General features: G+C 71.3%; 17 protein-coding genes. 8 read left to right on the top strand and 9 right to left on the bottom strand.

Going from position 1 to position 26,022, the window contains the following annotated elements:
• Positions 1 to 123 precede the first annotated feature (123 nt).
• Both ACIRG6_RS25125 and ACIRG6_RS25120 read left to right on the top strand, forming a co-directional pair.
• Positions 124 to 1,602 carry a glutamate-cysteine ligase family protein gene (locus ACIRG6_RS25125; protein WP_350721536.1) on the top strand — a complete coding sequence of 493 codons (1,479 nt, stop codon included), beginning with the start codon at positions 124 to 126 and terminating at the stop codon, positions 1,600 to 1,602.
• A 51-nt stretch (positions 1,603 to 1,653) separates the two neighbouring features.
• Positions 1,654 to 2,487: a class II glutamine amidotransferase gene (locus ACIRG6_RS25120; protein ID WP_364680641.1), complete on the top strand. Its 834-nt coding sequence runs from the start codon at positions 1,654 to 1,656 to the stop codon at positions 2,485 to 2,487.
• 24 nt (positions 2,488 to 2,511) lie between these two features.
• Here the strand turns inward: ACIRG6_RS25120 and ACIRG6_RS25115 are convergent, their stop codons facing one another.
• The 6 genes from ACIRG6_RS25115 to ACIRG6_RS25090 all read right to left on the bottom strand — a co-directional run bounded on the left by ACIRG6_RS25115 (position 2,512) and on the right by ACIRG6_RS25090 (position 12,650).
• Positions 2,512 to 2,727, bottom strand: coding sequence for a hypothetical protein (locus ACIRG6_RS25115; protein ID WP_364821298.1), 216 nt, complete (start codon positions 2,725 to 2,727; stop codon positions 2,512 to 2,514).
• A gap of 86 nt (positions 2,728 to 2,813) precedes the next feature.
• Positions 2,814 to 3,803 carry an MASE1 domain-containing protein gene (locus ACIRG6_RS25110; RefSeq protein WP_364680635.1) on the bottom strand — a complete coding sequence of 330 codons (990 nt, stop codon included), beginning with the start codon at positions 3,801 to 3,803 and terminating at the stop codon, positions 2,814 to 2,816.
• A 51-nt stretch (positions 3,804 to 3,854) separates the two neighbouring features.
• Positions 3,855 to 4,685: a PP2C family protein-serine/threonine phosphatase gene (locus tag ACIRG6_RS25105; RefSeq protein ID WP_364680632.1), complete on the bottom strand. Its 831-nt coding sequence runs from the start codon at positions 4,683 to 4,685 to the stop codon at positions 3,855 to 3,857.
• Positions 4,686 to 4,996: 311 nt separating this feature from the next.
• Positions 4,997 to 5,932 (bottom strand): hypothetical protein, encoded by a 936-nt coding sequence (locus ACIRG6_RS25100; protein ID WP_365024282.1) that lies wholly within the window; start codon positions 5,930 to 5,932, stop codon positions 4,997 to 4,999.
• A 107-nt stretch (positions 5,933 to 6,039) separates the two neighbouring features.
• Entirely contained in the window at positions 6,040 to 7,200 is a 1,161-nt protein-coding gene (locus tag ACIRG6_RS25095) for a DUF3990 domain-containing protein (protein ID WP_403324624.1), read from the bottom strand.
• Positions 7,194 to 12,650 carry a hypothetical protein gene (locus ACIRG6_RS25090; protein ID WP_403324623.1) on the bottom strand — a complete coding sequence of 1,819 codons (5,457 nt, stop codon included), beginning with the start codon at positions 12,648 to 12,650 and terminating at the stop codon, positions 7,194 to 7,196. The genes ACIRG6_RS25095 and ACIRG6_RS25090 overlap by 7 nt, the downstream gene beginning before the upstream one ends.
• Before the next feature lie 363 nt (positions 12,651 to 13,013).
• On the opposite strand from ACIRG6_RS25090, the gene ACIRG6_RS25085 reads away from it, so the two are divergent.
• From ACIRG6_RS25085 to ACIRG6_RS25065, 5 genes are all read left to right on the top strand, one after another.
• Complete coding sequence (locus ACIRG6_RS25085; protein WP_365024287.1) at positions 13,014 to 16,124, top strand: VCBS repeat-containing protein; 3,111 nt, start codon at positions 13,014 to 13,016, stop codon at positions 16,122 to 16,124.
• A gap of 732 nt (positions 16,125 to 16,856) precedes the next feature.
• Complete coding sequence (locus tag ACIRG6_RS25080) at positions 16,857 to 17,894, top strand: C40 family peptidase (protein WP_364680620.1); 1,038 nt, start codon at positions 16,857 to 16,859, stop codon at positions 17,892 to 17,894.
• A gap of 327 nt (positions 17,895 to 18,221) precedes the next feature.
• Positions 18,222 to 19,709, top strand: a complete 1,488-nt coding sequence (locus ACIRG6_RS25075) for an NCS1 family nucleobase:cation symporter-1 (protein WP_365024179.1) — start codon at positions 18,222 to 18,224, stop codon at positions 19,707 to 19,709.
• 26 nt (positions 19,710 to 19,735) lie between these two features.
• A complete protein-coding gene (locus ACIRG6_RS25070; protein WP_239769411.1) occupies positions 19,736 to 20,461 on the top strand; it encodes an aspartate/glutamate racemase family protein in 726 nt (241 codons plus the stop codon).
• 155 nt (positions 20,462 to 20,616) lie between these two features.
• The gene (locus ACIRG6_RS25065; RefSeq protein WP_364680613.1) at positions 20,617 to 21,294 is read left to right on the top strand and encodes a GntR family transcriptional regulator; all 678 of its coding nucleotides are present in this window, start codon (positions 20,617 to 20,619) and stop codon (positions 21,292 to 21,294) included.
• Here the strand turns inward: ACIRG6_RS25065 and ACIRG6_RS25060 are convergent.
• The 3 genes from ACIRG6_RS25060 to ACIRG6_RS25050 form a co-directional block, all read right to left on the bottom strand.
• Entirely contained in the window at positions 21,291 to 21,485 is a 195-nt protein-coding gene (locus ACIRG6_RS25060; protein WP_364680610.1) for a hypothetical protein, read from the bottom strand. The genes ACIRG6_RS25065 and ACIRG6_RS25060 overlap by 4 nt on opposite strands.
• Before the next feature lie 76 nt (positions 21,486 to 21,561).
• Positions 21,562 to 24,234, bottom strand: coding sequence for a SpoIIE family protein phosphatase (locus tag ACIRG6_RS25055; RefSeq protein ID WP_364821388.1), 2,673 nt, complete (start codon positions 24,232 to 24,234; stop codon positions 21,562 to 21,564).
• A gap of 430 nt (positions 24,235 to 24,664) precedes the next feature.
• Positions 24,665 to 24,868, bottom strand: a complete 204-nt coding sequence (locus ACIRG6_RS25050) for a cold-shock protein (RefSeq protein ID WP_028964611.1) — start codon at positions 24,866 to 24,868, stop codon at positions 24,665 to 24,667.
• Positions 24,869 to 25,245: 377 nt separating this feature from the next.
• On the opposite strand from ACIRG6_RS25050, the gene ACIRG6_RS25045 reads away from it, so the two are divergent.
• The gene (locus tag ACIRG6_RS25045; protein ID WP_364680605.1) at positions 25,246 to 25,980 is read left to right on the top strand and encodes a L,D-transpeptidase family protein; all 735 of its coding nucleotides are present in this window, start codon (positions 25,246 to 25,248) and stop codon (positions 25,978 to 25,980) included.
• Positions 25,981 to 26,022: the final 42 nt, after the last annotated feature.

Raw genomic sequence — 26,022 nt, 5'->3', positions numbered from 1 at the left:
TCCCGCCGTCTCCTCGACGCCCTCGGCCCGCCGCCCCGCACGGTGCCCCGCGTGGTGCCGGGCGCCCGGCGGTGCGACGCTGGGGTGGAGAGGCGTCCGAGGAAGGGAACCACGGGAGGGCCGATGGGACGGGACGTCCCGGCGCTGGTCTTCACCCGCGAGGACCGCCGCCGGTACCGGATCAAGATGCAGGAGTGTCTGGAGGCCTTCGCGCAGATGCTGCGCGAGTCACGGTTCGAGACCGAGCGGCCCCAGGTGGGACTGGAGATCGAGCTCAACCTGGTGGACGACGAGGCCGAACCCGCGATGCGCAACAGCGACGCGCTGGAGGCCATCGCGGACCCCGCCTGGTCCACCGAGCTGGGCCGGTTCAACCTGGAGATCAACGTCCCGCCCCGCCGGCTGACGGCGGGCGGCCCCGACTCCTGGGAGACCGAGATCCGCGGCGCCCTGAATCACGCGGAGGACCGGGCGAAGTCCGTCGGCGCGCACCTGATCATGATCGGCATCCTGCCCACGCTGCGGCAGTCGGACGTCGGCGAGGCCGCGCTGTCGGAGAATCCGCGCTACCGGATGCTCAACGACCAGGTGTTCGCGGCCCGGGGCGAGGACCTGCACATCGAGGTGGACGGCGTCGACCGGCTGCGGACCTACGCGGACACGATCACTCCGGAGGCCGCGTGCACCAGCACCCAGTTCCACCTCCAGGTGTCCCCCGAGGAGTTCGCCGACTACTGGAACGCCGCGCAGGCGATCGCCGGGATACAGGTCGCGCTCGCGGCGAACTCGCCGTTCCTGCTCGGCAAGGAACTGTGGCACGAGAGCCGTGTCCCGCTGTTCGAGCAGGCGACCGACACCCGGCCGCAGGAGATCAAGGCGCAGGGAGTGCGGCCGCGGGTGTGGTTCGGCGAACGGTGGATCAACAGCGTCTTCGACCTGTTCGAGGAGAACCTGCGCTACTTCCCCGCGCTGCTGCCCCTGTGCGAGGACCAGAATCCGACGGAGACGCTGGACCGCGGTGACATTCCCGAACTGGGCGAACTCACCCTCCACAACGGCACCATCTACCGCTGGAACCGCCCGGTCTACGCCGTCGCCCACGACAAGCCGCACGTACGGGTGGAGAACCGGGTGCTGCCCGCCGGGCCCACGGTGGCCGACACCCTCGCCAACGGCGCCTTCTACTACGGGCTCACCCGCGCCCTGGTGGAGGAGGACCGGCCGGTGTGGTCACGGATGTCGTTCTCCGTCGCCGAGGACAATCTGCACACCGCGGCCCGGCACGGCATCGAGTCCCTGCTGTACTGGCCCGGCATGGGCGAGGTGCCCGTGCCCGAACTCGTACTGCGGCGTCTGCTGCCGCTGGCGCACCGGGGACTGGAGCTGTCCGGCATGGACGCGGCCTGGCGGGAGCCGCTGCTCGGCATCATCGAGCAGCGGTGCGTCACGGGACGCAACGGCGCGGTCTGGCAGAAGGAGATGTTCCATCACATCGACGACTCCACCCACGTCGGCCGCCACGAGGCCCTGCGGCGGATGACCCAGCAGTACATGGACTACATGCATCTCAACGCCCCGGTCCACACCTGGCCGGTCGACTGACGTGCGGCGCTCCGTGCGGCACGTGCCCCAAGACCAGGGAGGCGGCAGACGATGTGCCGATGGCTCGCCTACTCGGGTACGCCGGTGCTGCTCGAGACCATCCTCTACAAGCCCGAGCACTCCCTGATCGACCAGAGCCTGCACTCCCGGATGGGTGTGGAGACCACGAACGGGGACGGGTTCGGCGTCGGCTGGTTCGGCCCGGAGATGAGGACGCCCGCGATCGTTCGGGAGATCGGCCCGGCGTGGAGCAACCGCAATCTGCGGGAGATCGCCGGCCACGTCCGGTCGTCGCTGTTCTTCGCGCACATCCGGGCCTCCACCGGGAGCCCGGTGCAGCAGACCAACTGCCATCCCTTCCGCCACGGCCGCTGGATGTGGATGCACAACGGCGCGATCGCCGAGTTCCACCGCCTGCGCCGGGACCTCGCCCTGGCCGTGGACCCGCGGCTCTTTCCCGACATGGAGGGGTCCACCGACTCGGAGATGATGTTCTACCTGGCTCTCACGCTGGGGCTGGAGGACGATCCGCCGGCGGCCGTGGCGCGGATGGCCGGGCTGGTGGAGGAGATCGGGCACGAGCACCACGTGGAGTACCCGCTGCAGATGACGGTCGCCGTGACCGACGGACGGCGGCTGTGGGCCTTCCGCTACTCCAGCCAGCAGGAGTCACGGTCGCTCTTCTACAGCTCGGCCGTGGAGAGCCTGCGGGCGCTCCACCCCGACCTGCCGTTCCTGCGGGAGGCGTCCGACGACACCCGCCTGATCGTGTCGGAGCCCCTCGGCGATCTGCCGGGAGTCTGGAACAAGGTTCCCGAGAGCAGTTACGGCGTCGTCCAGCCGGACGGTGACGCCATGTACCCCTTCACCCCGCAGCCCGTCTGACGCCCGCGCCGGGAACGGGTGTCGTCACGGACTCCAGTCGTGCGGCCCGCCACCGCGCCATTCGATCCACTGCGCGGCCTCGACGTCCGACGCCTCCACGTCCTCCATGCCGGCGCGGCGCAGGAACTCCGCGATGTCGATGAGCGTGTAGGCCATGCCTAGGAAGGCGCCGTCGAAGCGGACGCGCCGGCCGCCGTCCTCGACGGGCGGATAGACGACGATGGCAGGGTCACCGGACATGCTCCCAGGGTGTGCCGGATGCCGGCCGCGCGCACCCGGACACCGCCGGTGAGCGCAGTGCGGGAGTGCCGGGGGGGGCCGGCCGTTCAGCGGTCCTCCTCCCTGAGCGGCCGCTTGCGCCCCGACTCCCCCGCGGACAGGTGCTGCAACGCCTCGACCAGCTCCTGACAGGCCCGTTCCACCGAGCGCCGGGTGTTGCGCTGTTCGGTGATCACCGCGGACAGCAGGAGCGCGGTCAGGCCCATGGCCCCGTTGAACGCCTGGAGCTTCACCACCACCTCGACGTCGGTCAGCCCTGTGAAGGAGCCGGACCGGTCCGTGGCGGTGATGCTGGACATGACCGAGGCGTAGAGTGCGCACGGCAGGCTGCCCGCCAGCTGGAAGCGCAGTGCCGACCAGATCAGCAGGGGGAACACCAGGAACTGCACGCTGACCGGGCTGTGGGTGATCGGCGGTACCAGGACGCCGACGACCAGGGCCATGGTCGCGGCCTCTCCCCATCGGGTGCGCGGGGGCGGCCGGCGGAGCCGGTACAGCAGCAGGAGCAGCGGGGTGACGAGGATGACGCCCATCGCGTCGCCCGCCCACCAGGCCAGCCAGACGAGCCAGAAGCGGTCGGTGGCGAGTTCGCCGGTCAGGACGGCCATGCCGGCGCCGGCGCCGGCGCTGACCAGCATGGCGGTGAGCGCGCCGAGGAACACCAGCGCCAGGCCGTCGCGGACGCGGCTCAGGTCCGTACGGAAGCCCACCGCGCGCAGCATCAGGTAGGCGCAGACGGGTGCGGCGGTGTTGCCGGCGACGATCCCGAGCGCCGAGGGCCGCAGCGGGGAGAGGGACATGACGACCAGGAGGGCACCCAGGGCGATGCCGGGCACGCAGCGCGGCCCGAGGATCAGCAGGCAGGCCACCGCGACGCCGGTGGGCGGCCACATGGGGGCGACCACCACGCCTTCCACGACCAAGTTCCGCAGCAGCCCGAGCCGGCCCCCCGCGTAGTAGCAGCCCGCGACGAGAAGTGTCTCCAGGACCCGGACGAGCGGGCGCGGCCAACCAGCGATACCCACCACAGCAGCCATCAGACACCGGCGCCGCCCCGTCGGCGAGACGAGGGGCGCACGGCTCCCGCCCTACGGCTCGACGGCCCGCCGGTCGTGGCCGACGACGAGCACGGCCGCGTCGTCCTCGTGCCCGACCAGCGCCGCGTTCTTGATCACGGCGGCTGCCAGCGAGGTGGCCTCCATGCCCGCGACGGCCGCGATGCCGGCGAGCCGCACGACCCGGTCGAGGCCCTCGTCGACGGGCAGCGAGGGGCCCTCCACGACACCGTCGGTGAGCAGGAGGAAGACACCGCCCGTGGTGAGCCGGTACCGGGTCACCGGGTACTCCATGCCCTCCTGGACACCGAGCGGCGGGCCGCCTTCGTCCTCGGAGACTCCGGATTTCCCGTCCGCCGTGGCCCACACGCAGGGGATGTGCCCGGCCCGCGCGCTCTCCACGGTGCCGGTGCCGGGGTCGAACCGCATGAACGTGCAGGTGGCGAAGAGGTCGGTGCCCAGGGTCAGGAGCAGGTCGTTGGTCCGGGCGAGCAGATCGCCGGGCTCGCTGGTGACGGACGCGAGCGCCCGCAGGCCGACGCGGATCTGCCCCATGAAGGCCGCCGCGTCGATGGTGTGACCCTGCACGTCCCCGACGGACAGGCCTATGCGGCCGTCGGGCAGCGTGAAGGCGTCGTACCAGTCGCCGCCGACGTTGAGCCCGGCGTAGGCGGGCGAGTACCGGGCGGCCAGGTGGAACCCGGGGACGTCGGGCATGTCGCCCGGGAGCATGCCGCGCTGCAGGGCGATGGCCAGCTCCACCCGGGAGCGCTGCTGCTCCGCGAGCTCGCGCGCCTGTGCGGTCAGCGATCCGAGCCTGGCCAGCAGCTCGTCGTCGTCGTGTACAGGGCGCTTGCGGAACATCCAACGCTCCAGCTCCGGCTCCACAGGATGAGTCCGCGGGGGACACGTATCACTATGGCACCGTTCGTCCCCTCGGCGCGCCGGGCCGGGCGTCAGGGGGCGGTCCGTCCGCCGTCGCAGGACGACGGCCTGGGCGACATCCTCCGGACATCCCGTCTGCCCCGGTCACGTACGGGACGAGCATCTCCCGGCCACCGTCGACCGCGCCCGGGGACCCTTCGACGCGGGGTAGGCCGTCCGGGTGGCGACTGCCGCGACGGAGTGGACGGTGGAGGCCGGTTCCCGCTCCGCCCGGGCGGAGCGGGAACCGGCTACTGAGGCAGCGGCCGGGGCTCGTGGCCGCTGAGGTCGGCGTCCGGCTGCACCTCGTGGAAGTCCAGTCCCAGGTAGATGCTGCCCGCCCATTCCCCCGGCGTCTGGTGGCCGATGTAGAGGAGGTCTCCGGTGTCCGAGTCGTCGGTGAGGTCCCAGTCCTTGAAGTAGTGCGTGACCCGCAGCACCGCTTCCTCGTCGCTGATCCCGAAGCGGCTGGCCATCGCCGCGACGATCTCCCGCACCAGGTCGAGCCCCTCCTCGCAGGCCGGGACCGGCAGCCCGGTCAGCACGGTGCCGATGCGGTGGCCACGGGCCCGCAGCCCCTCCCTGACCCGCTCCGCGAACCGCTGTGCGTATTCCTCGTCGCGCTCCGCCATGGCCCGGGTGTCGGGTGTCCGGCCCGCCTCGCGGGCAGCGGCCAGCTCCGCCAGATCCCTGGACCGCAGCGTGCGCTCCTGCTCCCCGCCGAGCCGGTCGGCGAGGGCGCAGGCGGCGTCGAAAAGCTGAGTGTCACCGGGCTCGGCCACGAAGTCGTACACCGCCCGGGCGAGGTCGAGGAGCAGTCCGACGGTCTCGTCGCGGGGGACGGAACCTCCAGCGAAATCCTCGACGGCAAGCGCGAGATCGTCCCGCGCGAACCCGACCTGGTACGGCTCCACCTGGTCCTCGCCCTCCCCGTAACCGAAACGCAGCATGGCGCCGGCCGTGTCGTGGGCCCGGCACAGGCCGTCCCGCACCGACCCGTACCAGGGGGAGGCGGCGGGCGGTTCCAGAGCCGCGCAGCAGCGTCCCACCGTCAGCAGTGCCGCGGTCACCAGGTCGGCCTGGGTGCCCTGGGGCAGTACCCGCGGCTCCAGCGGCCCCGGCGCGTCCCATGGGTCGACGGCGTCCGTGTCGTCCCCGGTGTGCGCGTCGTTCTCGGCGTCCGGCATCGGTTCCCCTTCTCTCGCGCCGCGAACGTACGAAACCGCCCCGGCATGCTCGCCATGAGCGTACCGGGGCGGTGATCAGGTGTTTCGGCCTGTGGGGGCCGAGGGCGCTACAGCCATATCAGTCCCGAGAAGAACATGGCGAAGAAGCTCGCCGCCCAGCTCATGTGGAAGGAGATCTGATGGCCGAAGGACGTCGGTTTGACGCCTTGGCTCTTCTTCGCGGGCCACACCTTGCTGTTGCCCAGCATCGGCCCCTCGACGTAGTCGTACTTGTGATGGTTCTTCGCGTAGTCCTTCCGGCGGTGGGTCTCGACGAACTTCTCCCACGACTTGTCGGCCGACTTGAAGACCCTGCCGTTGAGCCGGGCGAACTCCGACTTCGGGACCCGGTAGTGCAGGACCACCGGCGCCGCCTCCGCGTCGGTCGCGCCGTCCCTCTTGGCCCGGCCGGAGAGGTTCTTCGCCCATTTCTTGGCCTGGTCGAGGTCGTTGGTGGTGTAGAAACCGACGCCGAAGTCCATGGCGCGCGGACTGACCTTCGGATTGACCCCGTTCTCCAGAATGCTCATGGCGTTCTTGGCGGTCGTTCCGTGGTAGAGGTCGACGTACTCCTCGTCGTCGTCCTTGTCCTTCTTCCGCTGGTTCTTCTCTTCCTTCTTCTTCGGTGCCTCCTTGGTCGGAGGCGCCTTCTTGGAGAGGTCGACCGCGTCGTCGGACTTCTTCGCCACCGCGGTGCCGGCGTCCATCGCCTTGGAGGCGTTCTTGGCCATCTTGGCGCCGGTGGCCACATTGCCCGCGACCGGGATGGCCGAGGCCGCCGACAGGGCGGCGTTGGTCCAGTCGCCCTCGTACGCGTAGATGCCCGCGTTTACCAGGTCCGCGCCCTCACCGACGACCGGCACCATGCCCACGACGTCGAGGGTGGCGTGGGTGACGTCCGACCAGCCCCAGCGTCCGTCCGCGTCCATGAACGCGAGCGGGTTGTTGTAGCCGTAGTTGTACCCCTGCATCTGCAGGGGGTCCATCATGTCGATCACCGGGTCGACGCTCAGGAAGCGTCCGAGTGCCGGGTCGTACTCCCGGGCCCCGAGGTGGGTCAGTCCGGTGGCGTCCAGGGTGCCGCCCACGAAGCCGCGGGTCCCGGGCCAGTTCTCCGGTGCGGCACCGCGCGGAACGCCGTACGGCGTCAGGCGGCGCTGCGTCGCCGTCATGCCGGGGGCGAGCGACACCGCGAAGCTCGCGGTGTTGTGCGTGTCGGTGATCAGCACGGAGAGCTTGTCGGTGCTGCCGGACGCGGTGCTCGCGGTGCGGATGACGGTCGGCGCCCCGGGTGGGTGTAGTACCGGTTGCCGGTGACGGTGCCGTCGGGGCGTGCGGTCAGCTCGGTCTCGCCGAGGTACAGCGTGGTCCCGGTGGCGGTCTTGCCGATCAGGCGGTTGCCGTCCGCGTCGTAGACGTACGAGGCGAGTTCGGCGTTCTTCTCCTTGTCGGTGACGGACTTGAGGTGCCCGTCGGCGTCCCAGTCCAGCTTCTGCCGGACACCGCCCTGCGTGCGCTCCTGCGTATTGCCCGCCGCGTCGTACACGAAGGGCGAGGACGTGGTGGCGCCCGCCGGGCCCTCGGTGGTCACCGAGGTCAGGGTGTGCGGCTGCTTCGCCGTCGGGGCCGGGTAGGCGTAGGTGCTCTTGACGTCCTTGGCGGTGTCACCGGAGGGGTCGTGCCGCGTCTCGGAGGTGCGGTTGCCCGTCACCCCGAAGGTGTACGAGTGCCAGTACGGTGCCGGGCCGCCGACCGCGCCCGCCGTCGGCGCGGACGCGCAGACGTCCGTCGTCGCGGCGGTCCACGCCTCGGTGAGCTGGCGCAGCCCGTCGTAGGCGAAGCACTGGGTGTCGGAGACCTTGTTGGTCCCGCTGCCCGTGTGCTCCGTGATCTTCTTGACGTTCCCGGTGGTGTCGTACGCGTAGCGGACGTCGTTGACGCGGTGGTCGGCGACCTCGCGGTCGTTGACGGTCTGCGCGAGCTTGCCGGTGTGCGGGTCGTAGAAGTTGGTCGTCCACAGCCGGTACGGGGCGCTGCCCGAGCTGGTCTGGAGGACGCGTCCCTCCGGGTCGTACTGGGTGTCGTTGACGTACCAGTCGAGGCCGGAGGTGGAGAGGGCGAGGCCCTCGTCGTCGTAGCGGGTGATCAGCTTCTCGGCCGTCAGACCGCCGCCGGCCGGCAGTGTCGTGGTGGCAGGGTTTCCGGTGGCCGTGTAGGTGAAGGAGTAGGTGTACTCGCCCTGCAGGGCGCCCGCCGCGGCGGGGATGATCACCTTCCGGCCAGTCGGCTGATAGTCCGCGTCGTAGCCGGTGACCAGCGTGGTGTAGGCGGCGTCCCCCTCGTAGCGGGTGGACGAGGTGAGCAGGCCGAGGGCGAGCGTGTCGTACTGCCAGGCCGCCCGCTTGGTCCGGTTCACCCCGGAGACCTGGTACTCGGCTGTCTTGCGGCCCAGTTCGTCGTACTCCGACTCCAGCGTGACGCCGCGGGAGTCGGTGACGGCGGTCTGCCGGTCGGAGTTGTCGTACGCGAAGACCGACGTGCCCCGGTCCGGGTCGGTGGTGCTGGTCTCGCGTCCGCGTGCATCGTAGACGGACGTCCAGGTCACACCGGAGTCGTCGGTGACCTTGGTGCGGTGGCCACGGACGTCGTACTCGTAGGTGGTGCTGACGGCCTTCGTGCGCTGGGCGTCGGTGAAGTGATCGATCTTCACCACGCGGCCGAGCGCGTCGCTCCAGGTGCGGGTGGCGGTGCCGCCGGGCGGCGGGATGGCGGTCGTGTAGTCGCCGCCGTACTCGGTTCCGGCCTCGAACGCCTTGGCCTCGCCGTGGTACGTGACCTCCTTGACCGAGCGGTTCATTCCGTCGTAGACGGAGGTGGTCCAGGCCGGGATCTCCGTGTCGCTGGAGGGGATGTAGAGCTGGTCGGTGAGGTCGCCCTTCACGAAGTACTTCGCGTTGTGACGGCGGATGCCGCCGCCCGCGTTGTAGAGCGTGTCGGTGACGATGCGGCCCGTGCCGACGGCCTCGGTCTGGGTCTGCCGCTCGCGCAGCCGGCCGTCGTAAAGGGTCTTGGCGACCTGGTAGGAGCCGTTGTCGCGGAGCGTACGGCCCGTGACCACGGTCGGCTGGCGGCCGTCGACCTGGTAGGAGTACTCGATGTTCGGCGTCCGGTCGCCGTCCGAGCGGCCGGGCATCCAGACCTTCACCAGCCGGCCCAGTGGGTCGTGCTCGAGACGGGTGAGCCGGCCGTTGGCGTCGGTCTTGCTGAGCGCCAGGCCGCGGCCCGTCTCGAAGACGGTGGTGGTCTGGTGCCCCTTGGGGTTGGTGGTGACCGCCTTGGTGGGCACCGAGTCCGACGGGGTGAACTCCGTGCGTGTGGTCTTCCCGTCGGCGTCGACGATGGCCGTGGCGCGGCCGTATCCGTCGTACGTGGTCTGCTCGGTCACGGCGTAGCCGGAACCGTCGCCCTGGATCTCCTCGACCTTGGTGGTGTCGCCCTTGGTGGGGGCGGTGCCGTAGCCGAGGTCGTCGTAGTACGTGCGCGTGTCGCCCATGACGCGGTCGGCGCCCGCCGTGGCCGCGGTCGCGCAGGTGCCGGCGGTGAGCCGGAGCCGCACCGGGTAGCCGAGCAGGCCGACCGCGGTGTTGTGCCGGTAGGTGATCACCGAGCAGGTCTCGTCACCAGGCTTCGACGTGTCGCCCGTGGTCTCGACCTGGGTCGGCAGCGGGTAGTCCGGGTCGAACTCCAGCGTCTTGCTGACGGTCCGGCGCGTGCGGTCGGCGTCGAGGAAGTGGCTGGAGACGGTCTCCAGCTGCGCGCCCTGGCGAGCGTAGAGGTAACTGCCGTCGGTCCGCTTGTGCTTGCCGGTCTCGCGCGTCCACGGCTTGGTGACCTCGGCCGCGTCGATCACTGGCGTCGCCGCGTCGCCGCGGTACGTGATGGTCTCGGCGACCTGCCCCTGGTAGGCGGGAAGGTCGTCGGCGATCTTCTCGTCGTCGTGGTCGAGGACGGCCTCGCTGCGGGTGGTGCCGCCGGGCAGCGGGTCTCCGTGCAGGCCGCGGAAGTAGCGGGTCTCGGTCAGCGTCCGGGACGTGCCCTCGTCGGCGCTGGTCTCGCCGGTGCGTACGCGGACCCGCTCGTAGCCGCGCCACTCGTTCCAGGTGCGCTGCTTGACCTTGGTGAACTCGCTGTCGTCCTTGGCCCAGCCGGCACCGCCCAGGTACTCGTAGCGGGTGACGACCGGCGGCGCGCCGCCGACGTGGTCCTCTTCCTGGATCTGGGTGACGACGTACTTGTTGAACCACTCGGGCTTGGTGGTGTCCTCGCCGGAGGGCGTCCAGTTGACCGGGTAGCAGCGGCTGGTGTTCGACTCGGGCTTGGGCTTCGCGGCGTCCGGGTCGCACGGCGCGGAGTAGCCGATCTTCACCCCGCCGCCGGTCTCGGTGTAGATCGAGGCGATGCGCAGCCGCTCGAAAGGCGGTCGGTCGTCGGTCGGCTTGGAGACCCGGTTGGGCATCGGGTCGCCGTTGGCGTGGAAGACGACGGGGGGCAGCGAATCGGCCTCACCGGCCGCGTTGTAGCCGGTACGGACGATCCGGTCCAGCCAGAGCGGCGGGTTGGTGTCGTACCTCGTGGTGAGGAAGTTCTGCTTCAGCTCCCAGCTGTCGACCTTGCGGTAGTCGGCGCTTCCGGGAGACTTGGCGACCTCGGTGGTGATCTCGCTGAGCCGGATGCGGCTCCAGAAGGTCGGCGAGGTGACGAAGCACTTCTTGCCGGAGGCGCAGTACGTGTCGGACGGTGCGTCGGGCCACCGCTGGGCGTCCTGGCCCTTTTTGGTGAACCTCTCCGGGGCGCAGTCGAAGGTCTCGGTCTCCATGCACCGCTCGGGGGTCGTGAAGACCACCCGGGCGGGGGCCGCGGTGGCGAACACGTTGCCGCCGGCCGCGCTCAGGCCGTACTCGATGCGGGTGGGGTACCCGCCGCGCACGTAGGAGACCGGCGTGGCGGTCTTCTGGTTGCGCGCGTAGTGGTTGACCTCCTGCTTGTGGAAGACCGCCATCGCGTTCTTGTGCGCGTCCTCGACATAGTCGAGGTTCCAGCGCCAGGCCTGCGTGCAGGAGGATCCGGCGAAGTCGCCCGCCTTGTAGCAGGGTTCGTCGGGGTGGTTGCCGAACACCGGGGCCGTGAAGACGGAGTCGGTCTCCGCCTTGCCCTCGGTCCAGCCGGGCAGGTGATTCAGGCCGAAGTGGTACCGGATGCCGTCGGGCGTGGTGATGATCCAGTGCTCGCCGGTGTCCTTGCCGTCCCCGTCGCCCTTGTCACCGTTCTCGGCACCGGTCTTGTACTCGACCCGGGTGCCGTCGTCGGCGGCGAGCTTCCACTTGCCGGACGCGTCGTCCTTGACCAGCGGCATGGTGGAGCCGTTGAGGCTGAGGACCGCGTTCTCGGTCTTGCCCCACCAGCACAGGTCGCCGGTCTTGTGGCTCGCGTTGTTCGGAGCCCGGCCCTGCGTGTCGTCACCGCGGTCGTCGGTGCAGGCGCGGAACTGCCGCTCGATGAAGCCGGGGTGGTAGTCCCAGCCGTCACCGATCCAGGATGCCTGGTTGTTGGTGGTGGAGGTGCGGCCGTCGACCGTCTGGGACGAGTAGTTCAGGGAGATCTCGGGTGTGGGTCCGGCCACGACGGGCGGCACCTGAAGGGGGTACGCCCAGTTGAAGCCACCGGAGGCGCCGCCGTGGCTCCACTTGCCGGACGGCTGGAGCGGGGTGGCCGAGTAGTCGCCGGCCGATCCGGCGCCGCCGCCCGTCGCGGCGAGCACGAAGCCGCCGCCGGCCGCGGTCTGCAGGGCGCGGTGCGAGGTCCGGCGGAAGGCCGAGGGCGTCGCCTCGGGCTCGGGCGCCGCCGTCGGCTCCAGGGTGGTGGAGACGGTGTCCGAGGCCGCGTCGTTGACCGACTCGGTCTCGACCGGGTCCGAGCAGCCCTCTTCGTCAGGAGTGGTCAGGAAGCACTCGGGCAGGCGGATCAGGCGGAGCCGTGAGCCCCAGTCGGCGCCGTAGAGCTGCTCGAACGCCTTGTAGTTGACACCGACCTGGACGGGTCCGGTCGTGCCGTCCCCGGGCTCGAGCTTCATCAGGACGCCGTCGATGCCCGCGGTCTCGGTGGCCTCCCGGGAGGCGACGGTGACCTGCCAGGTGTCGGCGGGGGCGGGGTCCTCGGCCGGGGTGGCGAACGAGGCCTTCTCCGCGGACGAGGCCTTCCCGGCTGACGGCTGGGCCTCTGCGGCGGACGTCGCGTCCGGCTCCTTGGCGGCGGTGTCCGCGTCGGGGCTTTCCGGTGCGGCGCCGAGCAGGACGGGCAGCCGGCCGACGCGCACCATCTCGCCGGGTTTCCCGGTGACGGCCGCGGGCTCGGTGCCCGAGCTGCTCCAGAGGGCGTGTCGGACCGAGGAGGGCTGGACGGCCGACTCCTGCGTGGCCGTCGCGGTGGCGCCGTTGATGACGACGGTACCGGTGCCGCTCTCCGGCGCCGCGGTGCGTGCGACCTCGTACTCGCCCTGGGTGGCCGGCGCGGGCGGGATCTGGTACTCCGCCTCGCTGTCGGCACCGGGTACGGGCGTGGTGGTCTGGAGGTCGGGCAGGGTGACGCCCCCGCGGGGCGGCGTGGCGGCCCACGCGTCCATGGGCAGGAGCGTCGCGGATATCGCGAGCGCCAGCACGGCCCCCACCGCGCCGCGTGGTCTCCCGCCCCCTCCCCTCGGCGGGCCGGACCGGAACACAGACACGTTGATTCCCCCAAAGTGTCGATCAGAGAAAAGTCGCCGAAGTATGCCCGGAATGACGTGCGACAGGGAAATCAGGCACCTAAAGGAGACATAAATACCCCTGATGATCATGAATCGGGCATAAGACGCTTCATCAGAAACCTGCTGGCCGACAGGGATTCGCCGGGAACCGTCACCTCGTGCAAAGATGCGGGCCGCCATGCCGGGGGACGCTGCGAAACGCCGCGTGCCGGAAAAGAGAAAAGAATTGGGGGGAGCGCCGTGACGACCACACGGCCGAAAAGGCCGCGCCGACGCATCCGTATGTGGGTCGCGGCGTCGGTGGCCGCCGTCGTGACCGCGACCGGCCTAGCCGTACTGCCGCAGCTCGGTGAAGACGACCGTGAGCCCGTGGAGTCCGCGCCCGCCGCAGTGCCCGGGGCACCGCTCGACGAGACCGCCGCGATGCGCGAGGCCCGCGGGACGGGCAAGCGGGTCGAGGCGACCGCGATGCGCACCACGCACGACACCACCTACGCCAACCCCGACGGAACGTTCACCCTGGACCAGGCCACGGCGCCGGTCCGGGTCAGGACCGCGAGCGGCTCGTGGACGGCGATCGACGCGTCCCTGAAGTCCGACGGCAAGGGCGGCCTCAGCACCAAGGCGACCACGGGAGCGCTGACCTTCTCCGCGGGGACCGGCCCGGTCGCCGACGACGGAGACCACCGGGACACGGACCGGGCGGCCCGCGCCGCAGGCCGTGCCGCGCTGGACGCCACGCCACCGGCCGCCGGCTCCCTCGTCCGGTTCACCACCGCCGGCCACACCGTCGTCCTCGACTGGCCCCAGCAGCTGCCCGCACCCCGAGTCGCAGGCGTCCGGGCGCTCTACCCGGAGGTCCTCCCGGGCGTCGACCTGCTGCTGACCGCGAAGAACGACGGGTTCGCCCAGTCGTGGATCGTCAAGTCCCGTGAGGCCGCGGCCAATCCGGCCGTGCGCACCCTCGCCCTCTCCGTCTCCTCCCCCACCCTGACGCTGAAGCGGAACGCGGCCGGGGGCCTGACCGGGACGGACGCCTCGGGCACGGAGGTCGTCACCGCGCCGACCCCCGTGATGTGGGACTCCTCCGGCCGCAAGGACGGCACCGGCGACGAGGGCGCGGCACCCGACCGTGAGAACCTCCCCGGTGGCCTCGCCGCGCTGCACGCCCTCGAGGGGCCCGAGCCCGGCACGCACAGTGCGCTCGTCGACGCGGAGCTCGAGGGAAGCACCCTCACCCTGCGCCCGGACACCCGGCTCCTCGACGACCCGAAGACCACCTACCCGGTGTTCATCGACCCGTCGATCAACGGCCACACCCAGGCGTGGACCCTCGCCTACAAGCGGTACGCGACCTCCAACTTCTGGAACGGCGCCGGCTTCAACGGCGGCACCGACGAGGCGCGTGCGGGATACGAGAACCAGAGCGGCGGCACCGGCCGGTCCTTCTTCCGGGTCGGCTGGACGCTCAAGGGCGCCATCATCAAGTCCTCCACCTTCCGGCTCTACGAGACCCACTCCTGGTCCTGCTCCAAGCGCTCCGTCGAACTGTGGCTGACCGGCGGCATCTCGTCGTCCACCACCTGGAACAACCAGCCCTCGTGGTCCGACCAGCTGGACGCCCGGTCCGAGGCGCACGGCTACAGTTCCAGCTGCCCGGACGACTACATCGGCTTCGACGCCAAGGCCGCCGCCGTCAAGGCGAACACCTCCGGCTGGTCCAACATCACCCTCGGGGTCCGGGCCGCCAGCGAGACCGACGTCTACGCGTGGAAGAAGTTCAAGGACACCCCGGTCCTGTCCACGACCTACAACCGGCCGCCGAGCACCCCCGGTTCGCTGACCACCAGCCCCGGCGGCAGCTGCAGCACGAAGTCCCCCGGACCCGTGCTCGGCATCGGTGACGTCACCGTCTCGGCCAAGGCCACCGACCCCGACGGCAACCTCGACGGCGTCCGTCTGAAGATCTGGCAGACCAGCCCGTCCGGCGGCCCCGTCCTGTACGACGCCGAACCCACGCTCAGCAGCACCGGCGCGGTCAGCCGGCGGATCACGGCTGCCACCTTCCCGGCGAACAGCGTGCGCACGTACGCCTACCAGGCCCGTGCCCGGGACAGTGAGAACGCCTACTCCGCATACTCCGCCACCTGCTACTTCACGGTGGACTCCGGCAAGCCCAACCCGCCCACGCTCAGCTCCGCGGTCTGGCCGGAGTGGGAGGACCAGGAGCAGTGGGGCCCGGCGACGGGCACCGCCGGACGGATCACCTTCAGCGGCGGCGGCAACGACGTGGCCGACTACTGGTACAGCGTCGACACGACGTCGTACGACAAGAAGGCGACGCTCGCGGGCGGCGTCTGGTACGTCGACTTCAAGCCGGTGCACGCGGGACCGAACGTCATCTACGCCAAGACCAAGGACAAGGCCGGCAACTGGTCGGACCGGACGGTCTTCCTGACCTACGCCAAGCCACGGGACGGCATCGACGGCCCCGGTGACACCACGGGCGATCAGCTGCCCGACCTGTTCGTCGTCGACGGCAACGGCGATCTGCGGCTGTACGCGAACCTCGCCAAGGGCGACGTCAACTACTCGCTGGACGCCGCCGGCCAGGCGGAGGGCAAGGTCGAGCCCGGCTACTGGACCGGGGCCCTGATCACCCACAACGGCGATTACTGGGGCGCCGACGGTCTCCAGGACCTCATCGCCCGGATGCCGGACGGCAAGCTCTGGATCTATCCGGGCAACGGGCTGGGCGGTGTCGACGTGGCGCGCCGCACGGAGATGCTGCTGCCCGCCGGGTCACCGGATCCCGCGGACCTGAGCCAGATCGTCTCCGTCGGGGACATCGACGGCGACCGCAAGCCGGACATGCTCGGCACCGTCGGCGACGCGATCTGGGCCTTCCTCGGCTACACCGGGGGCAGCGTCTCGAAGTCGGTACGGATGTCCAGCAGCCCCTGGCTGGAGCGCGACATCGTCTCCGCCGGGGACCACAACAAGGACGGCGCCGTCGACCTGGTCTACCGCACCTACGCCTCCAACCGCCTGCTGATCCGTTTCGGCAAGAAGGAGGGGAACGGGACGAGCCTGACCTCACTCGCCGCCGCGGTGAACTCCCTCACCGGGAAGGACGAGGTGTACGGCACCGGCGGCTGGGACGCGACCAACGTCCGTCTGCTGACCGGCACACCGGACGCCGACGGCGACGGCATCCCCGACATGTGGGCCGTCATGGGCAGCGACGTGGCCCGCTTCTACCCGGGCGGCGCACAGGTCCACGGCACTCCGGTCGAGATCGTCTCCGCCTCCGACGGGGTCGGCTGGCACAACAAGAAGGCCATCGGCTGAGTCCGGGCCCGCCCGCGCGGCGAGGGGCCGTCACCGTCCGAGGACGGTGGCGGCCCCTCGCCGTCGGCCGGCCCCCGGCCAAGACGGATTCCCAACCCGCCGGACGAGGCGCACCGGCCCGACAGCGGGGGTGCGGACCGCCAAGACGGTGCGGTCGTGGCCTGCTTCGAGCCGGGTCGGAGCGGCCCGATCGCTTCGGTTCGGTGAAGTTCCTGGTCAGGTGAGACGGTGCGCGTTGCCCATGGGGAACTCGAGTCCCCCGAACCATCCGTGTCCTGAAGCCGCAGGTTGACCGTGGTGAACGGGCCAAGAGGGCTACTTCTGCCGGTAGTTCTGCATGGTCCACCCCTGCGCGACCGTGATCCACTCTCCGGTGGCGGGGACACCGGTTCTTCTCCTCCCCTTCACAGGATCACGCCACTCGGCGAAGGAGCATGCGCGTGCAGAGATCCAGGAGTGCGCTCACGGCGGTCGCGGCCTCAACAGCTCTCGCGGGCGCGGGGACCGTGGCAGAGCCGGCGCGGGCGGCGGCGATCCGTCCAGGACGGGCCGCGGGTACCCGTGACCGCCTCGGGTGAGTGACACCGGCCGCGTTCCCTCCTCGTACCGCTGTCCGGTGCGCTCCTGCGAGGTAGCTCCTCACCCGATCTTCCCTGCCTTCCAAGCAAACCCCCCACCCCGCTCAGGCCCCGACGCATCGGCCGGTGGCCCAAGGAACAGGAGTCCGTTTCCGTGACCTCCCATCGTCGACCCAAACAGCCCAGCCGCACGCGCGTGAGCGTGCTGACCACGGCGGCCGCCGCCGCCGTCGCCCTGAGCGCGAACGCCGCCGACGCCACGCCCGGTCAGAAGCTCGGCAAGGACGAGGTCAAGGCGAAGGTCGACAAGCTCTACGTGCAGGCGGAGCAGGCCACCGAGAAGTACAACGCGGCCGACGAGAAGCAGCGGAAGCTGCAGAAGGAGGTCTCCGCCGTCCAGGACAGCGTCGCCCGCGGCCAGCAGGAGCTGAACGCGCTGCGGGACGGGCTGGGTTCACTGGCCGCCGCCCAGTACCGCACCGGAGGCATCGACCCCTCGGTGCAGCTCCTCCTCTCGTCGGACCCGGACGACTTCCTCGCCAAGGCGGGCACGCTCGACCAGTTGAGCGGCCGGCAGGTCGAGTCCCTGAAGAAGATCCAGGCCAAACAGCAGAAACTCGCCCAGGAGCGCGCCGAGGCCACCGAGAAGATCGAGGACCTGGCCACCACCCGCACGGAGCTGGGCAACAGGAAGAAGGAAGTCCAGAGCAAGCTCGCCGAGGCACAGAAGCTGCTCAACACCCTGACCGCACAGGAGAAGGCGGCCCTCGCCGCCGAGCAGCAGCGCGCGAGCCGCTCCTCCGCCGAGCAGGTGGACACCGGCCACCACACCCCCGCGTCCGGCCGGGCCGGCGCCGCGTTCACCGCCGCGCAGAGCCAGCTCGGCAAGCCCTACATCCGCGGCGCCACCGGGCCCTCCTCGTACGACTGCTCGGGCCTGACCTCCTGGGCGTACGCCCAGGCCGACGTCCACATACCGCGCACCTCCGAGGCCCAGTCGGGCATCGGGACCCGCCTCACACGGAGCCAGCTCCAGGTCGGTGACCTGGTCTTCTTCTTCAACGACCTGCATCACGTGGGCCTGTACGCGGGCAACGGTCAGATCCTGCACGCCCCGCGCACCGGCACGGTCGTACGGTACGAGTCGATGGACACCATCGGCGGACCGTTCATGTTCGGTGTCCGCGTCTGAGCCCGGAGTTCGACGCCGACACCCACTGAGCCGCGAGCACGCGGAGCCCCCCGTCGGACGGTGCCGGCGGGGGGCTTCGCGCTGTCCGCTCCGCGGCCGCGGTGACCTGTCCGCGCCCTGAAGGCGGGGACATGGGTGCAGCCTCGGAGGCACCGGCCGCCGGCCGCGAGGGGCTTTTCGGTGGCCCGACGGTCAGAAAATGGTATTCCATTTACCGCCGACCCCTTGACGGTGCTGTTTGGCGAAAACTACGTTCTGGGACACGGAATCCCGCTTCCACTCCGTGGAAACCGCCAACTCCCCGCACCCCGACCCAGGAGTCCGCGCATGACTGCCCTGGAAGACCGCCGCTCGTCCGCGCCGACCGGCGACACCGCCACCAGCTCCGCCCTCTACACCTACGACCTGGCCCCGACGAAGAAGGAGGGGCGCCGCTGGGGCGCCTACAACGTCTTCACACTCTGGGCCAACGACGTGCACAGCCTGGGCAATTACGCGTTCGCCATCGGACTGTTCGCCCTGGGGCTGAACGTGTGGGGCATCCTGGCCGCCTTCGCGCTCGCGTCCGTCCTGCTCTTCCTCCTGCTCACCCTGTCCGGGTTCATGGGTCACAAAACGGGGGTGCCGTTCCCCGTCATGAGCCGCATCGCGTTCGGCATCAAGGGAGCGAAGATCCCGGCTGCCGTGCGCGGTGCCGTCGCCATCGCCTGGTTTGGTATCCAGACCTATCTGGCCTCCGCCGTACTCAGCGCGCTCCTGGTGGCGCTGTTCCCCGAGCTGAGCCGCCTGGACACCGACTCCCTGCTCGGCCAGTCGACGCTCGGCTGGATCACGTTCCTGGCCCTGTGGGCGCTCCAGGTGCTCATCGTCAGCTACGGGATGCAGATGATCCGGCGGTACATGGCCTTCGCGGCACCCGTCACGCTGCTCACCATGTGCGCGCTCGCGGTGTGGATGTTCGTCCGCGCGGACGGCTCGATCTCCCTGTCCGACGGCGACCCGCTCACCGGCGGCGCGATGTGGCTCCAGGTCCTCCAGGCCGCCGCGCTCTGGGTGGTGATCTACGGGACGTTCGTCCTCAACTTCTGCGACTTCACGCGGTCCGCGAGGAACCGCGGCTCCATCGTCCGGGGCAACGTCATCGGCATCCCGGTGAACATGCTCTTCTTCGCCTGCATCGTGGCGGTCCTCAGCGGGGCCCAGTTCAGCCTCGACGGACGGGTCATCACCAGTCCGACCGACATCGTCAGGTCCGTCCCCAACATGTTCCTGCTGGCCGTCGCCTCGCTCGCCCTCATCGCCCTGACGGTCGCCGTGAACCTGCTGGCCAACTTCGTGGCGCCCATCTACGCCCTGGTCAACCTCTTCCCCCGCCGGCTCGACTTCCGCCGGGCCGGTCTGGTGAGCGCCGTGCTGGGCCTGGTGATCACGCCCTGGAACCTCTACAACAGCCCGGTCGTCGTGAACTACTTCCTCGGCGGGCTCGGCGCCCTGCTCGGACCCCTCTTCGGCGTGATCATGGCCGACTACTGGCTGCTGCGGAAGGCCCGGGTCAACGTGCCCGCCCTCTACACCGAGGACGCGGACGCCGAGTACCACTACCGGCGCGGCTACAACCCGCGGGCCGTCGCCGCCTTCCTCCCGAGTGCCGCGATCGCCGTGGTGGTCGCCCTCGTGCCCTTCTTCCACGCCGCGGCCGGGTTCTCCTGGTTCATCGGCGCCGTCGTCGCCGCCGCCCTGTACGCGGTCGTCGCCGACCGTGCCGGCCCGATCCGCGACGTGGACGGCGAGGCCATCGCCGTCGCCGCCGAATGACCAGCCCGAGCAGAAAGCCCCACCCCATGCGCATCCTCGTGGTCAACGTCAACACCACGCAGTCCATCACCGACGCGATCGGCAAACAGGCGGCCGGCGCCGCCTCGCCCGGGACCGAGATCGTCCCCCTCACCCCCTCCTTCGGCGCGGAGTCCGTCGAGGGGAACTACGAGAGCTACCTCGCCGCGGTGGCCGTCATGGAGACCGTCCGCGCCCATCCCGAGCCGTTCGACGCGGTCATCCAGGCCGGGTACGGCGAACACGGGCGGGAGGGACTGCAGGAACTGCTCGACGTCCCCGTCGTCGACATCACGGAGGCGGCGGCGAGCACCGCGCAGTTCCTCGGCCGCCGCTACTCCGTCGTCACCACCCTCGACCGTACGGTGCCGCTCATCGAGGAGCGGCTGGAGGCGGCCGGGCTGAGTGCCCGGTGCGCGTCCGTGCGGGCCAGCGGACTCGCCGTCCTGGAACTCGAACGCGACGAGCAGGCCGCCGTGGACGCCATCGCCGAGCAGGCCGCCCGCGCGGTGGAGGACGACCGGGCCGAGGTCATCTGCCTGGGCTGCGGAGGCATGGCCGGCCTCGCCGAACGCGTCGTGGACCGTACCGGCGTACCCGTCGTGGACGGCGTGACCGCCGCCGTGACGATCGCCGAATCGCTGGTCCGTCTCGGCCTGTCCACGTCGAAGGTCCGCACGTACGCGGCGCCGCGCCCCAAACAGATCGTCAACTGGCCCCCGGCGGCCCGCTGACGTCCCGCGTCGTCCCTGCTCCCGCCCTCCACGCCGGCACCGGACCGGGCCGCCGGTCACACCGGCCGCACGGTATTCTGACGGGCCGCCCGGCTGCCGCGCCGCACCGCCGCAGCCGGTGCGACGTGGAACGGGACGAACGACGAAGGACGGCGATGGCTGCGTCAGGGGATTTCATGCCCGAGTCCGAGCGGGTGACCCGGCAGTTGCGCGACGAGATCCTCGACGGTGTGCGACGGCCGGGCAGCAGGCTCGTCGAGCGGGAGCTGGCCGAGGCACTCGGGGTGAGCCGGCTGCCCGTCCGCGAGGCCCTGCGGACACTGGTGTCCGAAGGGCTCGTGACGCCCAGGCCGCGCACGTGGGCGGTGGTACGCGAATTCACCACGAGCGACATCGCCGACCTCGACGAAGTCCGCTCGGGCCTGGAGACCCTCGCCTTCCGGCTCGCCGCGCAACGGCACACCCGCGCCGGACTGGAGAGGCTGCGCGCGACCGTGGACGCCGAGCTGGCGGCCGCCCGGGCCGGCGACGCGGTGCGGGCCCACCGGGCGGCGGCCGACTTCCACCAGACCGTCATCTCCCTTGCCGCCAACGAGCTGCTCAACGAGCTCGAAGGCGTCCTGCGCAGCCGGCTGCGGTGGCTCATGGGCCAGCACGACGACCTGGAGGGCGTCGCGCTGGAACACGAGGCGCTCTGCCAGGCGATCGCGGAGCGCGACGTCGAGCGGGTACAGGCACTCGTCCTGGAGCACCTCGCCACCAGTCGCAGCGCCGCCCTGGGCCGCCACATCCGGCAGGAGAAGGAGCCGGAGACGGAGCGGGAACAGGGCTAGCCGGTGCGCCGCCCGGCCCGCCGGCGGGTGAAGAGGGTGGCGAAGCAGCGGTCCAGCGCCGCGTCGCGGGTGGCGTCGTCGGGGAAGGACCAGCGCATCATCGGGTCGTCGTCGAAGGCGCGGGCCACGATGCGGCTGATCGCGGAAGCGTCCTCGACCGTCGCCGCCCTCGGCGTGTTCGTCATCGGCATACGGGGCATCCTGCCGTTGACGATCTTGGGCGGGGCACGGGGTCCGGGTCCCGGCCCCGCGCCTGACCGCGGGACGTCACAAGGTCACGTCGGACCACTGGTCGAGCGGGTCGGCGTCGTCCGAGAACCCGCCGAGGCCGGTGGCCCGGCCGTTCAGCGACTGCTCGGTCCAGATGACCTTGCCCGTGGTGGTGTACCGGGTTCCCCAGCGTTCGGCGTACCGGGCGACGAGGAACAGGCCGCGTCCGCCCTCGTCCGTGGCCGCCGCGTGGCGCAGGTGGGGCGAGGTACTGCTGCCGTCGGACACCTCGCAGATCAGACCGCGGTCGCGCAGCAGGCGGACGTGGATGGGGGCGCTGCCGTAGCGGATGGCGTTGGTGACCAGTTCGCTGAGGATGAGCTCGGTGGTGAAACCCACCTCCGCCAGATCCCATGTCTCGAGTTTCCGGCCGACGTCGGCGCGGACGGCGGAGACGGCCGCGGCGTCGCGGGGTACGTCCCAGTCGGCTACCCGGCCGGGGTCGAGCACCCGGGTGCGGGCTACCAGCAGGGCGATGTCGTCGCGCGCGTGGTCCGGCGGGAGGGCGTCGAGCACGGCCCGGCAGGTCTGCTCCGGGGGCCGGTCGGGGTGGGACAGCGCGGTGCGCAGGAGGTCGAGGCCGACGTCGATGTCCCGGTCGCGGTCCTCGACGAGTCCGTCGGTGTAGAGGACGAGCTGGCTTCCCTCGGGCACCCGGAACTCGGTGCTGTCGAACGGCAGGCCGCCCAGGCCCAGAGGCGGGCCGGCGGGCAGGTCCGGGAAGGACACGGTGCCGTCCGGGAGGACGAGGGCGAGGGGCGGGTGTCCGGCCCTGGCCGTACAGCAGGTGCCGGTGACCGGGTCGTAGACGACGTAGAGGCAGGTGGCCCCGATGAGTCCCTCCTCCTCCCCCTGGGCCGCCCGCTCCCGGTCGAGGCGGGCGACCAGGTCGTCCAGGCGGGCCAGCAGTTCGTCGGGGGCCAGGTCGAGGGTGGCGAAGTTGTGCACCGCGGTGCGCAGGCGTCCCATGGTGGCCGCCGCGTGCAGCCCGTGTCCCACCACGTCCCCGACCACGAGCGCCACCCGGGCACCGGACAGCTCGATCACGTCGAACCAGTCGCCGCCCACCCCCGCCTGGGCCGGCAGGTAGCGGTGGGCCAGCTCCAGGGCGCTCGGCTCCGGCAGGTCGCGGGGCAGCAGGCTGCGTTGCAGGGTGACCGCCATGGCGTGCTCACGGGTGTAGCGGCGGGCGTTGTCGAGTGCGACGGCGGCACGGGTGGCCAGTTCCTCGGCGAACGGCACGTCCTCCTCGTCGAACGGCTCCGCTCCGCCGGCGCGCCAGAAGCTCACCACTCCGAGCACCGCGCCGCGAGCGCGCAGCGGCACCGCGATCAGGGCGTCGGCGTCGTGGTCCGGCGGGCGCGCCGCGTGCTCGGTGTCCCGCGCCGGTCCCGCCCCGGCCGCGCTCAGGCCCGTCTCCAGCACCGCCCGGCCGCTCGCCACGCACCGCGCCTGAGGCGTGGCGTCGGCGAGGGGAACCGCCCTGCCCACCGGCAGCGGTGACGGACCGGCGCCGCTGCCGCGCACGGCGGCACGGCGCATGACGGTGCTCGCGCCCGCCGGTTCCTCTCCGCGCAGCACCTCCTCGGCCAGGTCCACGGTGACGAGGTCGGCGAAGCGCGGCACGGCCACCTCGGCCAACTCTCGTGCGGTGCGCTCCACGTCCAGGGTGGAGCCGATGCGCATCCCGGCGTCGTAGAGCAGTGTCAGGCGCTCGCGTGCCACCTCGGCCCGTCCGGACAGGGCGCGCAGCTCCGTGGTGTCCCTGAGCGTCACGACGCTCCCGGCGTACGCGCCGTCGGGGGCCGTGGGCCGCTTGTTGACCGCGAGCAGCCGGTCGGCGGTCAGGTGCACCTCGTCGGTGGCCGTCCGGTCCGACGTCAGCAGCTCGGCGATGCCCGGGTCCAGGCTCAGGTCGGTGATCCGCGGCCGCTCCAGGTCCGGCGGCAGGTCGAGCAGGCGCCGTGCCTCGTCGTTGGCCAGCAGCAGCCGCCCGTCGCCTCCGGTGATCAGCACGCCCTCCCGCACCGCGTGCAGCACCGCGTCGTGGTGGTCGTACATGCGGGTCATCTCCACCGGACCGAGGCCGTGGGTCTGGCGCAGCAGCCGGCGGCTCACCAGCACGGTGCCGCCCGCGCACACGGCCAGCGCCCCGGCCGCGGCGCCCAGGAGGATCGGCATCTGCTCGGCCGCCATGCCCGCCACCTTGCGGACCGTGATGCCGACGGCCACCGAACCGACCGCGGTGCCGTCGGCATCGGTGGCGCGGACGGTCGAGACGACCGACAGCCCTTGGGTGGTGTCGATGGTCCGTGTCACGGGTTCGCGCGGCGGTTCGGGCGGACCGGGAATGGTCTGACCGATCTGGGCGGGGTCGGGGTGGGTGTACCGGACCCCTTCCGGCGAGTACACGACGATGAGGTCGACGCCGGTGTCGCGTCTGATCCGCTCGGTGAGGGGCTGCAGTACGGCGGAGGGGTCGGGACCGGTCATCGCGCTCACCGTGCCCGGTGCCTGCGCGAGCGTCGTGGCGATGTCCAGGGACCGGAGCCGGGCCGCACGGGTGCTGTCGTTCCGGGCCTGGAGCACCAGGGCCACGAGTGCGGCGGCGACGCTGAGGACGACGACGATCACCTGGAAGAGGAGCACCTGGCCGGCGACGCTGCGCATTCGGAACAGGGACCGCAGCCGTCCCGCGGGGCGCGCCGGCCGGGAGTCGGGGCCGCGCCGGTCGTCCCGGTGCCGGCCGGAGGCGCTGCGCGGGCGCCGCCCGTCGGGGGGGCGGGGGGACGTGGCCCGGGGACGACGTGGGTGTGCGCTCACGCTCCGTGTTCCTCCCTCCCAAGTGTCCGGGCCCTGGGTGGGGTGCCGCCGTTCGCCGGCCGAGAAATCCGACGGGGAGCGGAGCGCGCCGCGGATCGAGTGACGCCGCCGACGCCTGCCGGGCCGCTTTCCGGGATGCTCGTCGCATTCCTCACGAATGAGTCAACCGTACTCGCTGCGGCCTCACGGCGCCGTGCATCGTACGCCGCCCGGAAAAGCACACGGCCCCCGGAAGCGAACCGCTTCCGGGGGCCGTGCCGGGTTCAACGCGTCCCGGTCAGGCGGGGGTGATGTTCTCCGCCTGCGGGCCCTTCTGGCCCTGGGTGATGTCGAAGGTGACAGCCTGGCCTTCCTGGAGCTCGCGGTACCCGCTGGCGTTGATGTTGGAGTAGTGCGCGAAGACGTCGGGGCCGCCGCCGTCCTGCGCGATGAAGCCGAAGCCCTTTTCCGAGTTGAACCACTTGACGGTACCGCTGGCCATGCCTTTGCCTTTCAGCCGATATCGGATCCGCACCGCGCGGACCCGGAGGTGGTCGTCGGGTCCAAGGCACTGCACAGCAGACCGCCCGCACCACGGTGCGGGCGGTCGGGTCGAACCACGACATCTGACGCTGACGCTACACGGCATGTCCGCGCCTCACCAGTGAGTAAGGGGTCCGAGCACGAACGGTGTTGCGCCCGCGGGCCCCTCCGATCCCGGACGTCCCGACCTGACCGGCGCCGCCGGCGGCCCCTTCCGTCACTCCCCGCACACGACGTCGTCCGTGCGCCATACGGGCGAGAGGCGGGGTATCGGCACGGCCCGGTCGCGCCGGTGGTCAACCCATGAGTTGCCCACCTACCGAACCGGAGGTTGAGATGAACGTCAGCAAAGCCCTGGCCCTGGTGATCGGCGCGGTGATGTGCACCGGCCTGCTGGGCACGGGCTGCGCCTCGCGGACGCCCGGCACACCCCATGCACCGCCGGCGTCCCCCCGCCCCGCTCCGACGGGCCCCACCGCCCGGCCGCTTCCCGGGCTCGGACCCACCGTGCGGGCGCGGATGCCCGCTGCCACCGGGCAGGCCCTGGTCGTCCGGGCCGCGACGGCGGAGGCCAACCGGGCCCAGGTGGTGCTCTACGAACGGCACCCCGTGCGGGGCTGGCAGGCCGTGGCCGGCCCCTGGTCCGCGCACACCGGGCTGCGCGGCTGGACGAGGGACCACAGCGCGGGCGATCTGCGCACGCCCATCGGCGTCTTCGGGATCAGCGACGCGGGAGGCCGGCTGCCCGACCCGGGGACCCGGCTGCCGTACGACCAGGACCCGGAGTTCTCGCTCTCGGGGACCGGCCACCTGGGTGAGGACCTGGAGGGCTCGTTCGACTACGTGATCGCCGTCGACTACAACCGCGTGCCCGGCACCACCCCGCTGGACAAGACACGGCCGCTGGGCGAGGACAAGGGCGGCGGCGTGTGGATCCACGTGGACCACGGCGGGCCGACCAACGCCTGCGTGTCCCTGGACGAGGAGCACATGCGCGCACTGCTGCGCGCCCTGGACCCGGACCGGCAGCCGGTCGTCGTCATGGGGCCCGCCTCGGCACTGGCGCAGTAGCCGGCACGACGGCACCGGTCCCGCGACGGCCCGGCGTGAGCC

This window comes from Streptomyces flaveolus (genome assembly GCF_044765825.1).
Lineage (GTDB): Bacteria > Actinomycetota > Actinomycetes > Streptomycetales > Streptomycetaceae > Streptomyces > Streptomyces flaveolus.
The sequence above is the reverse complement of the archived record's forward strand: the minus strand, read 5'-3'. Positions and strand labels throughout refer to the sequence as shown.